Raw genomic sequence first — 13,708 nt, 5'->3', positions numbered from 1 at the left:
TCAGAAGGTGAAGCGCGACGCTGTCACGGCCGCCTTCAGCTGCTGCACATTGGTCTCGAATACCTTGACCGTGTCATATGCCGTCTCCGACACGCGGGTGGTAATCTGGGCCGACATGACCGGGGCCCGGCCGATGATGGCGGCAATACGGCCGCCTACCTTTACCTGCTTGAGGAATGTTTCCGGCAGCTCTTCGAGCGCGCCCGAAATGACAATTACGTCGTAGGGGGCGCCCTTGCTCCAGCCCTGGGCGCCATCGCCCAGCTCCACCGTCACGTTGGTCACCCCGGCGCGCGCCAGGTTCGCCTCGGCCAGTGCTTTCAGTTCAGGGGCGATTTCCACGGTCGTCACGTGGCGCGCCTTGTGCGCCAGCAGCGCGGCCATGTAGCCGGAACCGGTGCCGATCTCCAGCACGTTTTCATGTTTTTTCAGCTGTACTTCCTGCAGCAGGCGCGCTTCGATCTTGGGCGTCAGCATCGCCTCGCCGCCCGGCAGCGGGATTTCGGTGTCGACAAATGCCAGCGCCTTGTACGCATCGGGCACAAAATCCTCGCGCTTGACGACGACCAGCGAATCGAGCACGTCCTGGTCCAGCACGTTCCACGGCCGGATCTGCTGTTCAATCATGTTAAAGCGGGCTTGTTCGATATTCATCTTTTGTACTCGATGGAAAAATGATAATCCGATATTTTATCGTTGAACGGCCTCAGTTCACACATCTTAACGAGATAGGGACTGAGAACGCGGGAAATTGCGACAGTCTGCAGTTTGGAGGGGATGAAACTCCCGAAACGCTGACCTGAGTGTTTTGGCAAGATCAGGCCGCACCCTGATTCGCATCCGTGGGCAGCAAGCCGTGCAGCGCCATGTCGAGAAAGGATTCGATAAACGCCATCGGCTGCAGGTTGCCCTGGTTGCAGGGGCCGACGGAATGCTTCCAGGTGATCAGCATGAGCATGGGCGCAATCAATACCTGGGTCATGACATCGACGTTGACCGGGCGAAACTCGCCCCGCTCCACGCCGCGCCGGAACATGGCGGACATCATGTCACTGCTGCGCGTGATGACTTCTTCGTGATAGAAGCTGGCCAGTTCGGGAAAATTGCCTGCCTCGGCCATGACGAGCTTGACGATGCCGGAAGCCTGGGTGGCGCCAATGCGCTCCCACCATCCCAGGATAATGCAGCGCAGCATGTCAGCCGAATGGCCTTCGAAACTGGAAATGATGCCTTCGGCTTCGCCCAGCGCCGGGACGATATTTTCGCGCACCACCGCCTTGAACAGCTCTTCCTTGTTGGTGAAGTAGAGGTACAGCGTCCCCTTGGACACGCCGGCGCGCCTGGCCACATCTTCCAGCCGGGTGGCGGCAAAACCCCGTTCGACAAACAGCTCGAGCGCGGCTGCCAGCAATTCCTGAGGGCGCGCATCCTTGCGCCGCTCCCAGCGCGGCTTGGTTTCAAACGGGCATTGCATTGCGGAATCCGGTTACTTACTTGCGAGTCAGTAATATAGACCGGGGAGGGGGAGGCGTCAAGGCTGGTTCGGAAACGGCCCCATGCGGCCCGGCGGCGAAGGCCCCGCGACAGCAGGCCCCTTACTGGTTCCTGCGAATCAGGTAACCGCGCTCGAAAGCCTGCGCTTCGTGCTTGAAGATCCCCATCGCGGTGGCCATGGGCTGAAAGCCGAGCGTCGTGTAAAAGACTTCGGCGCCCGGCACGGCGTACAGGATGATCTTGTTATGGCCGCGCGACAGCTGCACCAGTCTGCGCACGAGTTCGCCGCCAATGCCCCGGCCCTGGTAGCCCGGCAGTACAGCGACATCGGCAATATACGAGCAGTCGAGGCCGTCCGAGAGGGCCCGACCGGCGGCGATCAGCTTGCCATCATCGAACACAAATTGCTTGAACCTGCTGTTACCGAACACGGTTTCCAGATCGGCCGGGCTCTTGTCGCCCAGCGGGGCGAGCCGGTACAGTTCGCACAGCTCCTCCCACGAGACGCCCTCACTTGTGTCGCTCCACGCAAAATTCATCAGCTTGGCTTTCTTCAATGGTTGGGAACATCTTAGTGCCGGCGCCACGCGCGGCGGCCATCGGCGGCGCCTCGCGCCGGGCACGGCATGCCATAATTCGGCCAAAAGAACGCGCGACACGGAGACAGCATGACGACCAATAATACAGCGGAACCGCCGGACGGTTTCAACCGCTACGCCGGCAAGCCCTTCCTGGTCTGGGTCGATTCCTTCATCCTCAAGGCAATCGACAAGCTCGACCCGGACATGGAAGCAAAGCTCGACAACGCCACCCCCGCCTTGCGCGAAGCATTTTCTGCGCAAGGCAGCTGGGAAGACATCGTCATGGCCCAGCTGGACTACACGCCGCAGGTGCGGGGCGCCATCCGCGACCTGTGGGCCGAAAACCAGGCCCGGGCAGCAGACCAGGGCGCCGTGCTCACTCCCATGCAGTTCGTGGAAGTCTTTGTGGCCGAGAACATCATGGACCCGGACGCGGCCTGAGCGCCCGGCTTTAACCGAGCGACAGGTCATCCAGAATCGGGCACTCCGGCCGCTCGTCGCCATGGCAGCGCGTGGCCAGGGTTTCGAGCGTGCGCTTCATGGCCTGCATGTCTGCGATCTTGCGATCCAGCTCCTCGATATGCACGCGCGCCATCGCGCGCACGTCCTTGCTGGCACGCTGCTTGTCGCGCCACAGGGCCAGCAGCGTCTTGATCTGCTCGAGCGAAAACCCCAGCTCGCGGCTGCGGTGGATAAAGCGCAGCACATCGACATCGCGCTGGCGATAGACCCGGTAGCCGGCATCGGTGCGCACCGCCGGTTCAATCAAGCCGATGGCCTCGTAATGCCGGATCATCTTGGCCGACACCCCGGACGCCTTGGCCGTTTCACCGATGTTCTGCATGCCCTGCTGGCGTGCCGCGCCCATTTCCATTGCCGCCGTCATCACGTCCCTCCCTGTCCCGACCAGCGCTTGAGCAACAGCGCGTTGGACACCACCGTTACACTCGAAAATGCCATTGCCGCCCCTGCAATCATGGGGCTGAGCATCCCCAGGGCCGCCAGCGGCACGCCAATGATATTGAAGATGAAGGCCCAGAACAGGTTCTGGCGGATCTTGCTGTAGGTGCGGCGCGAGATGTCGATCGCATCCGACAGCAGGCGCGGGTCGCCCCGCATCAGCGTCACGCCCGCCGTGTGCATGGCCACGTCGGTGCCGCCGCCCATGGCAATGCCGATGTCGGCCGCGGCCAGTGCCGGCGCATCATTGATGCCGTCGCCCACCATCGCCACCCGCTGGCCACTGGCGCGCAGTTCGCCCAGAATGCGCGCCTTATCGTCCGGCATCAGCTGGGCGTGCACCTCGTCGATGCCGGTTTGCCCGGCAATGTGACGCGCGCTGCCTTCGTTGTCACCGGTGAGCATGACGGTACGCACGCCGGCCTGGCGCAGGCGCCGCACCGCTTCGGCACTGTCGCCCTTGACGGTATCGCCAAAGGCCAGCATGCCGACCAGGCGCGGCGCCGTGCCCACCTGCGCCAGCCACGACACCGTGCGGCCGGCCTGCTCGTGCGCGCGTGCCCGGGCTTGCATGGCGCCCAGATCAATGCCGTGCTGGGCCATCATGCGCGTGTTGCCAAGGGCAAGTTTCAGCCCGTTCACGGTGGCGGTCACGCCCTGCCCGCTCACTGCCGTGGTTGCCTCTGCCTTGGCGACGTGCGTGCCCGCCTCGCGCGCTGCCGCTTCCACCGCCCGCGCCAGCGGATGCTCGCTGCCCTGCTGCACGGCCGCTGCCAGCGCCAGCAGGGCGCCGTCGTCGCCGTCTGCCGCCTCGCAGGCCGTGAGCCTGGGCTTGCCCTCGGTCAGGGTGCCGGTCTTGTCAAAGGCAACGACCTGCACGCCATGGAGCAGTTCCAGCGCTTCGGCATCCTTGATCAGAATGCCTTGGCGCGCGGCAACGCCGGTGCCGGCCATGATGGCGGTCGGGGTAGCCAGCCCCAGCGCGCACGGGCAGGCAATCACGAGCACCGCCACGGCGTTGATGAGCGCGCCCTCCCAGGTACCGCTGACCAGCCACCAGGCGCCAAACGTCGCCAGTGCAATCAGCACGATCACGGGCACGAACACGGCGCTGACCTTGTCCACCAGGCGCTGGATGGGGGCCTTGGCGGCCTGCGCATCTTCCACCGAACGAATAATGCGCGCCAGCACGGTTTCCGCACCAATGGCGCTGGCGCGGACCACCAGCAAGCCTTCGGCATTGACCGAGCCGCCCACCACCGTGCCGCCCGGTTCCTTGGCAACAGGCATGCTCTCGCCGGTCAGCATGGATTCGTCGGCGTGACTGTGCCCTTCGAGCACGGTGCCATCCATGGGCACCCGTTCGCCGGGGCGGACCACCACCTCGTCGCCCACGCGCAGGAAGGCAATCGGCACCATGCGCTCCTGGCCGTCGCGCCGCACGCGCGCCGTGTCTGGCCGCAATGCTTGCAAGGCGCGAATCGCTTCCGTCGTTTGCCGCTTGGCCCGTGCTTCCAGCCACTTGCCGAGGCGAACCAGCGTGATCACCACGGCGCCTGCCTCGAAATACAGGTGGCTGATGCCCAGCCCCAGCCATTGGTACAGGCTCAGGCCGAAAGCGGCCGATGTGCCAAGCGCCACCAGCAAGTCCATATTGCCGGTACGGGCACGCAGGGCCTTCCAGGCCCCGCTGTAAAAGCGGGCACCGATCCAGAACTGGACGGGTGCGGCCAGCAGGAACTGGACGTAGGCGGGCAGCATGACGTGAAATCCCAGGGCATCCGCGATCATCGGGACAATGAGTGGCAAGGTCAGCAGCGCGGCAATGGCAATTTGCCATGCTTCCGGGATGCCGCCCCTGGCGGGCGCTGCTTCGTGCTGGGCATGGGCGGTGTAGCCCGCTTTTTCCACGGCCGCAATCAGGGCGCCGGGGTCGAGTGCCCGCCCCTGTGACAAGACGGTGGCGCGTTCGGTTGCCAGGTTGACGGTGGCGTCGGCCACGCCGGGAACAGCGCGCAGCGCCTTTTCCACCCTGCCGGCGCACGAGGCGCAGCTCATCCCGCCCACCTGCAGCGACGTTTCGGGCGGGATGTCGGATAGTGCCAGCTGTGTAGAATTCATCTCGGGCTCCTCTGACAAGCGTTAAAATCCCATCTTCGACCTTCCCATCATTGTAAGGTCAAGGGCGGCGCGCACGATTTGCGCCCCCTTGACCTTCCCATTGTGGCAAAGTCCAGAATATCCACTGCACCCACATTTGGCGAGGAATACTGGCATGATCATCTTGAATGTCCCCGACATGAGCTGCAGCCATTGCACCGGTGTCATCACCAAGGCGCTCAAGGCGCTTGATCCCCAGGCGCTCATTGGCTACGACATGCATCATCACAAAGTGCAGATCGACACCGCTGAAAGTACCCCGGCTGTGCTCCAGGCCCTGGAGCAGGCAGGCTACCCGGCCACGGTGGCGGCATGAGGCGGCTGGGTCTGGCCCTGCTGGCATGCATGGTGGCGTCGCCATGGGCCGCAGGGCAAAGCTATGAGTCCGCCTTTGCCGGCTACCGGGCTTACGTCGAACCTTCCGTGGCTGACTGGAAGGCGACCAACGCGGCGATAGCACAGGTGAACCATGCGCATGCCGGTCATGACATGGGACAGCACGCCGCGTCAGCGGACGATCCGCACGCCGGTCATGACATGAGCAAGCACACGACGCCAAAGGTCGATGCGCACGCCGGCGACGACATGGGCAACAAGGCGCCCGCGGCCGACCCTCACGCGGGCCACAACATGCCAATGAAGCCGGCGCAGCCAAAGGCAGATCCGCACGCCGGCCACGACATGAGCAAGCACACCAAGCCGGCGACCGATCCTCACGCCGGCCACCAACACTGATAATGCGTATGCAAACCGTCGCAACACCATTCCGGCTCCTGACCATCGCCGCAGCCCTGCTGCTGTCAGGCTGCGCATCATTCAGCAATGACGGCGGCCAGGACGCAGTGCGCGAACTGGTCAACGCGCGCAGCACCCAGCCCATGCCAGACGTAGCGGCCGGCGCCACAGACACGCATATCGCCGCCCTCCTGCAGCAACCGCTCACCGTCGCGGGCGCGGTCGACATCGCCATGCTGAACAACTACAGCCTCAAGGCGTCGTATGCGGAACTGGGCATCGCGGAAGCAGACCTGGTGCAGGCGGGCCGGCTGGCCAATCCTGTCTTCAGCTTTGGCCGCGTCAAGAACCACCACGGCGGCGAGGTAGAACGCCAGTTGATGGTGCCCGTGATTGGACTGCTCACCATGCCCATCACACGCAAGCTCGAACGGCGCCGTTTTGCCCAGGCCCAGATGCGCGCAGCCGGCGACGCCCTGCGCATTGCCGATGAAACGCGGCGCGCCTGGTATGGCGCGGTGGCGGCAGCGCAAACCGCACAGTATCTGGAACAGGTCAAGACGGCTGCCGAAGCGAGCGCCGAACTGGCGCGCCGCATGGCCGAAGCGGGCAACTGGAGCAAACTGCAGCACGCCCGCGAGCAAGCCTTTTACGCCGACACCGTCGCCCAGCTGGCGCGGGCACGCCAGGCGCGCCTGGCGGAACGGGAAAAGCTGGCGCGCCTCATGGGAGTAGCCGGCACGCAGGCCAGCTTCACCTTGCCGGAACGGCTGCCCGACCTGCCGCCGGCAGCGCGCCGGATTGAAGCCGCCGAAGCGGCAGCGATGACCAACCGCATCGACATCCTCATGGCCAGCAAGGAGCTGGAAGGCCTGGCCGCATCGCTGGGCCTGACGCGCGCCACACGCTTTATCAATTTGCTCGACCTGAGCTACCTGTACAACACCAACGAAGAAGGTGAACGGGTACGTGGCTATGAAGTGGAACTGCAGATCCCCATTTTCGACTGGGGCAGCGCGCGCGTGGCGCGGGCCGAAGCGAGCTATATGCAGGCAGCCCACCGCGCCGCCGCCATCGCCCTCGATGCACGCTCGCAGGTGCGCGAGTCGTACACCGGCTACCTGACGGCCTACGACATCGCGCGCCACTATCGCGATGAAATCGTGCCGCTCAAAAAGCGCATCTCCGACGAGCAGCTGCTGCGCTATAACGGCATGCTGATCAGCGTATTCGAGCTGCTGGCCGACGCCCGCGAGCAGGTTGCCAGCGTCAACGCTGCCATCGAAGCGCAGCGCGACTTCTGGATGGCCGATTCAGCCCTGCATGCAGCCATGACGGGCAGCACCGGTGTGCAGGCCACGTCTTCGGCCCGCGGCGGCGCGCCTGCGGCGGCCAGCGCCCCGGCCCAACATTAACAAGGACAGCATCATGGTTTCACGCAGAAGTTTTTTCACCAGTGCCGGCGTGGCGGCGGTGACGGGTGCAGTCGTCAGCCGCGTGGGCGCCGCCTCGCTGCCGGAGGCGGCGCAGATGGACCAGGCCAGCACCCAGGGGCCTTTGACGCCACCCAATGGCCGTCCATACAACCCGGTGGTCACCCTCAATGGCTGGACGCTCCCGTGGCGCATGAAGGACAATGTCAAGGAATTCCACCTGGTGGCCGAGCCGGTGGTGCGCGAGATCGCCCCTGGCATGAAGGCCAACCTGTGGGGCTACAACGGCCAGTCGCCGGGGCCGACGATTGAAGTGGTGGAAGGCGACCGGGTACGCATCTTTGTCACCAACAAGCTACCCGAGCATACCAGCGTGCACTGGCACGGCCAGCGCCTGCCAAACGGCATGGATGGCGTGAGCGGCATCACCCAGCCGCCCATCATGCCGGGCAAAACGTTCGTGTATGAGTTCGTGGCGCGCCGCCCGGGCACCTTCATGTACCACCCGCATGCCGACGAAATGACGCAGATGGCAATGGGAATGATGGGTTTCTGGATCACCCATCCCAAGGACCGCCGCTTCATGCCGGTGGACCGTGATTTCTGCATCCTGCTGGCGTCGTACGACATTGATCCGGGCAGCTATACGCCCAAGGTCAACACCATGACCGACTTCAACCTGTGGACCTTCAACAGCCGCGCCTTTCCCGGCATCGACCCCATGGTGATGCGTCTTAATGACCGCGTGCGTATCCGCGTGGGCAACCTGACCATGACCAACCACCCGATCCACATGCACGGGCACGAATTCACCGTCACCGGTACCGATGGCGGCTGGACTCCGCCGCAGTCACGCTGGCCGGAGGTCACCACCGACATCGCCGTTGGCCAGATGCGCGCCGTCGAATTCATTGCCGACGAACCGGGCGACTGGGCCTTCCACTGCCACAAGTCACATCACACCATGAACGCCATGGGCCATGACGTGCCCACCATGATCGGCGTGGACCAGCGCGAGGTGCTTGGCAAGATCAACAAGCTGGTGCCGGACTATATGATCATGGGCGACAAGGGCATGGCCGACATGGGCGAAATGCACATGCCGCTGCCGGAGAACACGCTGCCCATGATGACGGGCAAAGGGCCATTCGGCGCCATTGGCATGGGGGGCATGTTTACCACCATGAAGGTGCGCAAAGGCCTGGCGCGGGGTGACTACAAGGACCCGGGCTGGTACCAGCATCCGCCGGGCACGGTGGCGTACGAGTTAAAGGATGCCCAGGCCCTGCCGCCTGCCGTAGCGGCGCCCGACAAGGCCGCCAGTGCTGCCAAGCCCGGCGAAAAGGTCCTCAAGGTGACCAAACCCGGCGCGCACCACGGCCATTGACTACACAAGGAACAAGCATGATCAAACATATCGCCGGCAGCGTCGTGCTGCTCATGGCAAGCCTGCACGCAGCGGCAGCGACACCCTCCGAGACCGTGACCGCCTTTCACGCGGCCATCACCGCCGGCGAGCGTGACAAGGCGCTCGCCATGCTCAGTCCGGAAGTGGTCATTTATGAATCGGGCCACGTCGAGCGGTCGCGCGATGAATACGCAAAGGGTCACCTTGGCAGCGACATCGCGTTTGGCCGCGAGATGACACGCAAGGTGCTCAAGCGCAGCGAACGAGTGAGCGGGAACATGGCGCTGGTGTTCGACGAGACGGAAACCAGCGGCACCTGGAAGGGCAAGCCGGTCAAGTCAATGGGCGTGGAGACGGCCGTGCTGGAGAAACAGGGCGACGGCTGGATCATCACGCACGTCCACTGGTCGTCGCGCAAGGGGCACTGAGTCGTATGAGCGTCAGCTTTGCTGATAGAGGGCGCGCACTTCGTCCTCACGGCTGTCGTTTGTGACGTCGATGATCATGGTGGTTGTCAGCTGCAGGGCACGATGGACGGCGCGGCGCCTGGCGTACCAGAACACTTCTTCCATATCTTCATCTTCGTGGGCGGTGGTCATGACGCACAGTTCATCGGCCACGTCCTCATAGTCGTGCAGCTCGCTGGCGGCTTCATCGACCGCCTCGCTCCAGCCGGCCGCGTCCCGTCCCCAGGTGAGCACAAAGCGCGCACCGGACGCGGCGAGCCAGCGGCACAGTTCCCACTGCCACATTTCTTCGACATCTTCCTCCACCAGCACAATGGCCATGAACGGCGACAGGTGATCGATCCCGGGCAGCGCATCGCCGGAAGAAAGTTGCAGATATTTGACCGTCATGGTGGTGGGTGACATCGCTGAAAAATTGGCGGCGCCCGGAAATTGGGCAGTGCCAGGATCGCAGAGTATACTGGCAACCATGAACTGCCGCGACAATTGCGGTGCATGCTGCACCGCCCCCTCCATTACCAGCCCCATTCCCGGCATGCCAGACGGTAAGCCTGCGGGCGTGCGTTGCGTTCAGCTCGCTGACGATCACCGCTGCCTGATATTTGGCAAGCCCGAACGGCCAGCATTTTGCGGCGGCCTGCAACCGAGCGCTGACATGTGCGGCAGCGACCGGCTGCATGCCATGCGCTGGCTGAGCGACCTGGAGCGCGCAACCGCACCGGCTTAGGTCAGACAGCTCAAGACCAGGCAGTTTTCACTTGAAAGTTGCCGTCCTGACATCGGGGGCCAGGTTGCGGGGTCTGGCAGTGCACGCCGCGAACGGTGCGGCCCGGCCGACCGCCGCCCTTCCGTGGTGCTCCTGCAAAAGCGCGCAAATTGCGGGCCACACACGGGCGCCAGAGCACGCGATTGGCCGATCGCATGGGTTTCCCCTCCTCGCTCGTGGTAAGCTTGCACCCCGCAGCATCCCGGCAGTACGCCTTACTCTCTTAAAAACATCAAAAACAGCTTCATGGATATCTATCTCGCGTTAAAAGCCATCGTCATGGGCCTCGTTGAAGGCTTTACGGAGTTCCTGCCGATTTCCTCGACCGGCCACCTGATTCTGGCCGGCAGCCTGCTCAATTTTACCGACGAGAAGTCCAACATCTTCAAGATTGTGATCCAGTCCGGCGCGATCCTGGCGGTGTGCTGGGAGTTCAATGTGCGCATCCGCGCCGTTTTCAGCGGCATATTCACGGAACGCAAGCAGCAGAAATTCGTGCTCAACCTGATGATTGCCTTTACGCCGCTGGCCGTACTGGGCCTTATCTTCGGTAAGTTCATCAAGCAGGCCCTGTTCCATCCCGTGCCGGTAGCGCTCTCTTTTATCATCGGCGGCTTGATCATCTTGTGGGTGGAAGCACGCCAGCGCGGCAATCCCGTGGCGGTGCGCGTCGGCGAAATCGACGACATGACCCCGCTCGACGCACTCAAGGTAGGCCTTGCACAAGCCGTTGCACTCATTCCCGGCACCAGCCGCTCGGGCGCCACCATCATCGGCTCCATGATGTTCGGCCTCACGCGCAAGGCCGCCACGGAATTCTCGTTCTTCCTCGCGATCCCGACCCTCATGATCGCGACCGCCTATGAACTGATCAAGAACCGCGACATGCTGACCAGCGCCGACCTGCCACTGTTTGGTATCGGCTCGTTCGCCGCATTCGTGTCAGCCTTCCTGTGCGTGCGCTGGCTGCTGCGCTATATCAGCAGCCATGACTTCACGGTATTTGCCTGGTACCGCATCGCATTCGGTATCCTGGTCATCGCCAGTTCACATTACGGCTGGGTTGTTTGGGTCGAATAATGGACCCCGGCCTCGGCGTGCGCGCGCTTCATGTGCTGGAAACCGTATTCGGTTATCCAGCCTTTCGCGGTCAGCAAGCCGACATCGTGGAGCATGTGGCCAGCGGGGGCGACGCGCTGGTGCTCATGCCCACCGGCGGCGGCAAATCCCTGTGCTACCAGATTCCGGCCCTGCTGCGCGATGGCGTGGGCGTGGTGGTCTCGCCCCTCATCGCTCTGATGCAAGACCAGGTGGATGCCCTGGCCGAAGTGGGCGTGCGCGCCGCCTTTCTCAATTCCACCCAGACTTTTGAAGAAACGCTGCGCATCGAGCGCCTGGTGCGCACCGGCGAGATTGACCTGGTGTACGTGGCGCCCGAGCGCCTGCTCACCCAGCGCTGCCTGGAACTGTTCGACGCCTCGCGCATCGCCCTGTTCGCCATCGACGAAGCGCATTGCGTGTCGCAGTGGGGCCATGATTTCCGGCCCGAGTACATTCGGCTGTCAGTGCTGCACGAGCGCTACCCGGATGTGCCGCGCATCGCCCTCACGGCCACCGCCGACCAGCAGACGCGCGCCGAAATCGCCATGCGCCTGCAGCTGGACGACGCACGCCAGTTCGTGTCCTCGTTCGACCGGCCCAACATCCGCTACCAGATCATCGAAAAAGCGAACGCGCGCAAGCAGCTGCTCGACTTCATCACCCTCGAACATGGGAGCGATGCCGGCATTGTGTACTGCCAGTCACGCAAGAAGGTGGAAGAGACTGCAGAATTTTTGAACGAGAACGGCGTGCGCGCCCTGCCCTACCACGCGGGCATGGACTACGCCAGGCGCAGCGACCACCAGGCCCGCTTCCTGCGCGAAGAGAACCTGGTCATGGTGGCGACCATCGCCTTTGGCATGGGCATCGACAAGCCGGATGTGCGCTTCGTGTGCCACCTCGATCTGCCCAAGAGCATCGAAGGCTATTACCAGGAGACTGGCCGCGCCGGTCGCGACGGCATGCCGGCCAATGCGTGGATGCTGTACGGCCTGGCCGACGTGGTGGTCCAGCGGCGCATGATCGAGGAATCCGAAGCTGACGAAACCTTCAAGCGCGTGCTCGGCCAGAAGCTCGACGCCATGCTCGGCCTGTGCGAGACGCTCAGCTGCCGGCGCGTGCGCCTGCTGGAGTATTTCGGCGAACAGTCAACGCCTTGCGGCAATTGCGACACCTGCCTGATTCCACCCATTTCCTTTGATGGTACGGTGCCGGTGCAAAAGCTGTTGTCTGCCATTTACCGGGTGGACCAGCGCTTCGCCGCCGGCCACGTCATCGACGTGCTGCGCGGGCAGGAAACAGACCGTATCAAGCAGTGGCACCATGATTCGCTCTCGGTCTTTGGCATTGGCAGCGACCGCGCGGAAGCGGAGTGGCGCGCGATTCTGCGCCAGATCATCGCGCTCGGCCTGGTGACGGTGGACCACGAAATGTACAGCTCCCTCAAACTTACCGACGCCGCGCGGCCGGTGCTCAAGGGCGGACAGAAGGTGCAGCTGCGCCAGTACCAGAAACCGGTCAAGCAAAAGCGTGCGGCGTCGCCCTCGCGGCCGCATATCGAGATGGACCTGTCGAAGTCGGAGCAGGAGATTTTCGAGAAGCTGCGCTGGTGGCGGGTGGAGACGGCACGCGCGCACAACGTGCCGGCCTACGTGATTTTTGTCGACGCCACCCTGCGCGAGATCGCCAAGGCCAAGCCAACCAGCCTGGCCGAACTGCGCGGCGTATCGGGCGTGGGCGAAAAGAAGCTGCTCTCGTACGGCGACGAGATTGTCGCCATCATCGTGGAAATGACCTGACGCTTATCCGCGTTTTGTGAACACCAGGTCCCACACGCCATGGCCAAGTTTCAGGCCGCGGTTTTCAAACTTGGTCAGGGGACGGTACGCCGGCTGCGGCGCATAGCCTTCGGCCGTGTTCTGCAGCAGTGGCTCGCTGCCCAGCACGTCGAGCATCTGCACGGCGTAGTCTTCCCAGTCGGTGGCGCAGTGCAGGTAGCCGCCAGGCGCCAGCTTCTGTGCCAGCAGCTGGACAAACGGCGTTTGCAGCAGGCGGCGCTTGTTGTGGCGCGCCTTGTGCCAGGGATCCGGAAAAAACACGTGGACGCCGGCCAGCGAGGCATCCGGGATCATCTGGTTGAGCACTTCCACCGCGTCGTGCTGGATCAGGCGCAGATTTGTCAGGCCCTGTTCCCCGATCTGCTTGAGCAGGCTGCCCACGCCGGGCGTGTGCACTTCCACGCCGATGAAATCCTTCTCCGGCATGCCCTTGGCGATGTGCGAGGTGGTGTCGCCCATGCCAAAACCAATTTCCAGGATCACCGGCGCTTTGCGGCCAAATGCCTGTTCGTAGTCGAGCGGCGCCTTGGCATACTCGATCAGGAATTTCGGCCCCAGTTCTTCCAGCGCACGCGCCTGGGCGATCGACAGGCGGCCGGCGCGCGTGACGAAACTGCGAATCCGGTGCTCGGTCGGGTCATACAACATGGGGCGGTTGGGCGTATCGGCTGACATGGAAGTGAACACATTAAAACGGTGGGACGACATTATATCCCACCGCCCTCGTCGTCACGCCCGGCCCACCGCTGCCGGGCCGCTGCGCAT

At 63.5% G+C, this 13,708-nt stretch carries 16 protein-coding genes; 9 read left to right on the top strand and 7 right to left on the bottom strand.

Annotated features, from left to right (window positions below; all coding sequences use genetic code 11):
• The 3 genes from KY495_RS10955 to KY495_RS10945 all read right to left on the bottom strand — a co-directional run bounded on the left by KY495_RS10955 (position 1) and on the right by KY495_RS10945 (position 2,051).
• Positions 1–654 (bottom strand): protein-L-isoaspartate O-methyltransferase, encoded by a 654-nt coding sequence (locus KY495_RS10955; protein WP_219883654.1) that lies wholly within the window; start codon positions 652–654, stop codon positions 1–3.
• A 163-nt stretch (positions 655–817) separates the two neighbouring features.
• A complete protein-coding gene (locus tag KY495_RS10950; RefSeq protein WP_219883653.1) occupies positions 818–1,474 on the bottom strand; it encodes a TetR/AcrR family transcriptional regulator in 657 nt (218 codons plus the stop codon).
• Positions 1,475–1,595: 121 nt separating this feature from the next.
• The gene (locus tag KY495_RS10945; protein ID WP_307728277.1) at positions 1,596–2,051 is read right to left on the bottom strand and encodes a GNAT family N-acetyltransferase; all 456 of its coding nucleotides are present in this window, start codon (positions 2,049–2,051) and stop codon (positions 1,596–1,598) included.
• 111 nt (positions 2,052–2,162) lie between these two features.
• On the opposite strand from KY495_RS10945, the gene KY495_RS10940 reads away from it, so the two are divergent.
• Positions 2,163–2,516, top strand: a complete 354-nt coding sequence (locus KY495_RS10940) for a hypothetical protein (protein WP_219883652.1) — start codon at positions 2,163–2,165, stop codon at positions 2,514–2,516.
• Positions 2,517–2,526: 10 nt separating this feature from the next.
• Here KY495_RS10940 and cueR read toward each other — a convergent pair whose 3' ends face one another.
• Together cueR and KY495_RS10930 are read right to left on the bottom strand one after the other, a co-directional pair.
• Positions 2,527–2,961: a Cu(I)-responsive transcriptional regulator gene (gene cueR, locus KY495_RS10935; protein WP_219883651.1), complete on the bottom strand. Its 435-nt coding sequence runs from the start codon at positions 2,959–2,961 to the stop codon at positions 2,527–2,529.
• Positions 2,961–5,156 (bottom strand): cation-translocating P-type ATPase, encoded by a 2,196-nt coding sequence (locus KY495_RS10930; RefSeq protein ID WP_219883650.1) that lies wholly within the window; start codon positions 5,154–5,156, stop codon positions 2,961–2,963. The genes cueR and KY495_RS10930 overlap by 1 nt, the downstream gene beginning before the upstream one ends.
• 154 nt (positions 5,157–5,310) lie before the next feature.
• Between KY495_RS10930 and KY495_RS10925 the strand changes: the two genes are divergently transcribed.
• From KY495_RS10925 to KY495_RS10905, 5 genes are read left to right on the top strand one after another with little or no spacing between them, the layout of a single operon-like run.
• Complete coding sequence (locus tag KY495_RS10925; protein ID WP_219883649.1) at positions 5,311–5,511, top strand: heavy-metal-associated domain-containing protein; 201 nt, start codon at positions 5,311–5,313, stop codon at positions 5,509–5,511.
• Positions 5,508–5,930: a hypothetical protein gene (locus KY495_RS10920; protein ID WP_219883648.1), complete on the top strand. Its 423-nt coding sequence runs from the start codon at positions 5,508–5,510 to the stop codon at positions 5,928–5,930. Before KY495_RS10925 ends, KY495_RS10920 begins: the two co-directional genes overlap by 4 nt.
• A gap of 8 nt (positions 5,931–5,938) precedes the next feature.
• On the top strand, positions 5,939–7,345 hold the full coding sequence (locus tag KY495_RS10915) for a TolC family protein (RefSeq protein ID WP_219883647.1): 1,407 nt from the start codon (positions 5,939–5,941) through the stop codon (positions 7,343–7,345).
• Between the two features lie 13 nt (positions 7,346–7,358).
• Entirely contained in the window at positions 7,359–8,750 is a 1,392-nt protein-coding gene (locus KY495_RS10910) for a multicopper oxidase family protein (RefSeq protein WP_219883646.1), read from the top strand.
• Between the two features lie 17 nt (positions 8,751–8,767).
• Positions 8,768–9,199: a nuclear transport factor 2 family protein gene (locus KY495_RS10905; protein WP_229518577.1), complete on the top strand. Its 432-nt coding sequence runs from the start codon at positions 8,768–8,770 to the stop codon at positions 9,197–9,199.
• A 12-nt stretch (positions 9,200–9,211) separates the two neighbouring features.
• Here KY495_RS10905 and KY495_RS10900 read toward each other — a convergent pair whose 3' ends face one another.
• Complete coding sequence (locus KY495_RS10900; protein ID WP_219883645.1) at positions 9,212–9,628, bottom strand: hypothetical protein; 417 nt, start codon at positions 9,626–9,628, stop codon at positions 9,212–9,214.
• A 79-nt stretch (positions 9,629–9,707) separates the two neighbouring features.
• Here KY495_RS10900 and KY495_RS10895 point away from each other — a divergent pair, with 79 nt between their 5' ends.
• From KY495_RS10895 to recQ, 3 genes are all read left to right on the top strand, one after another.
• Complete coding sequence (locus KY495_RS10895) at positions 9,708–9,965, top strand: YkgJ family cysteine cluster protein (RefSeq protein ID WP_219884207.1); 258 nt, start codon at positions 9,708–9,710, stop codon at positions 9,963–9,965.
• Between the two features lie 285 nt (positions 9,966–10,250).
• Positions 10,251–11,084 (top strand): undecaprenyl-diphosphate phosphatase, encoded by an 834-nt coding sequence (locus tag KY495_RS10890; protein ID WP_219883644.1) that lies wholly within the window; start codon positions 10,251–10,253, stop codon positions 11,082–11,084.
• Positions 11,084–12,904 carry a DNA helicase RecQ gene (recQ, locus tag KY495_RS10885; RefSeq protein ID WP_219883643.1) on the top strand — a complete coding sequence of 607 codons (1,821 nt, stop codon included), beginning with the start codon at positions 11,084–11,086 and terminating at the stop codon, positions 12,902–12,904. Before KY495_RS10890 ends, recQ begins: the two co-directional genes overlap by 1 nt.
• A gap of 3 nt (positions 12,905–12,907) precedes the next feature.
• Here the strand turns inward: recQ and trmB are convergent, their stop codons facing one another.
• Positions 12,908–13,591 carry a tRNA (guanosine(46)-N7)-methyltransferase TrmB gene (gene trmB, locus KY495_RS10880; RefSeq protein ID WP_219884206.1) on the bottom strand — a complete coding sequence of 228 codons (684 nt, stop codon included), beginning with the start codon at positions 13,589–13,591 and terminating at the stop codon, positions 12,908–12,910.
• Positions 13,592–13,708: the final 117 nt, after the last annotated feature.

The organism is Massilia sp. PAMC28688 (assembly GCF_019443445.1).
Classification (GTDB): Bacteria; Pseudomonadota; Gammaproteobacteria; order Burkholderiales; family Burkholderiaceae_D; genus Telluria_A.
This window is presented reverse-complemented; position numbering and strand designations above follow the sequence as displayed.

What these genes read in the sequence shown, in the direction of transcription:
- KY495_RS10955 (WP_219883654.1), bottom strand. Translation starts at nt 654, where the DNA reads ATGAATATCGAACAAGCCCGCTTTAACATGATTGAACAGCAGATCCGG.
- KY495_RS10950 (WP_219883653.1), bottom strand. Translation starts at nt 1,474, where the DNA reads ATGCAATGCCCGTTTGAAACCAAGCCGCGCTGGGAGCGGCGCAAGGAT.
- KY495_RS10940 (WP_219883652.1), top strand. Translation starts at nt 2,163, where the DNA reads ATGACGACCAATAATACAGCGGAACCGCCGGACGGTTTCAACCGCTAC.
- cueR (WP_219883651.1), bottom strand. Translation starts at nt 2,961, where the DNA reads ATGACGGCGGCAATGGAAATGGGCGCGGCACGCCAGCAGGGCATGCAG.
- KY495_RS10930 (WP_219883650.1), bottom strand. Translation starts at nt 5,156, where the DNA reads ATGAATTCTACACAGCTGGCACTATCCGACATCCCGCCCGAAACGTCG.
- KY495_RS10925 (WP_219883649.1), top strand. Translation starts at nt 5,311, where the DNA reads ATGATCATCTTGAATGTCCCCGACATGAGCTGCAGCCATTGCACCGGT.
- KY495_RS10920 (WP_219883648.1), top strand. Translation starts at nt 5,508, where the DNA reads ATGAGGCGGCTGGGTCTGGCCCTGCTGGCATGCATGGTGGCGTCGCCA.
- KY495_RS10915 (WP_219883647.1), top strand. Translation starts at nt 5,939, where the DNA reads ATGCAAACCGTCGCAACACCATTCCGGCTCCTGACCATCGCCGCAGCC.
- KY495_RS10910 (WP_219883646.1), top strand. Translation starts at nt 7,359, where the DNA reads ATGGTTTCACGCAGAAGTTTTTTCACCAGTGCCGGCGTGGCGGCGGTG.
- KY495_RS10905 (WP_229518577.1), top strand. Translation starts at nt 8,768, where the DNA reads ATGATCAAACATATCGCCGGCAGCGTCGTGCTGCTCATGGCAAGCCTG.
- KY495_RS10900 (WP_219883645.1), bottom strand. Translation starts at nt 9,628, where the DNA reads ATGACGGTCAAATATCTGCAACTTTCTTCCGGCGATGCGCTGCCCGGG.
- KY495_RS10895 (WP_219884207.1), top strand. Translation starts at nt 9,708, where the DNA reads ATGAACTGCCGCGACAATTGCGGTGCATGCTGCACCGCCCCCTCCATT.
- KY495_RS10890 (WP_219883644.1), top strand. Translation starts at nt 10,251, where the DNA reads ATGGATATCTATCTCGCGTTAAAAGCCATCGTCATGGGCCTCGTTGAA.
- recQ (WP_219883643.1), top strand. Translation starts at nt 11,084, where the DNA reads ATGGACCCCGGCCTCGGCGTGCGCGCGCTTCATGTGCTGGAAACCGTA.
- trmB (WP_219884206.1), bottom strand. Translation starts at nt 13,591, where the DNA reads ATGTTGTATGACCCGACCGAGCACCGGATTCGCAGTTTCGTCACGCGC.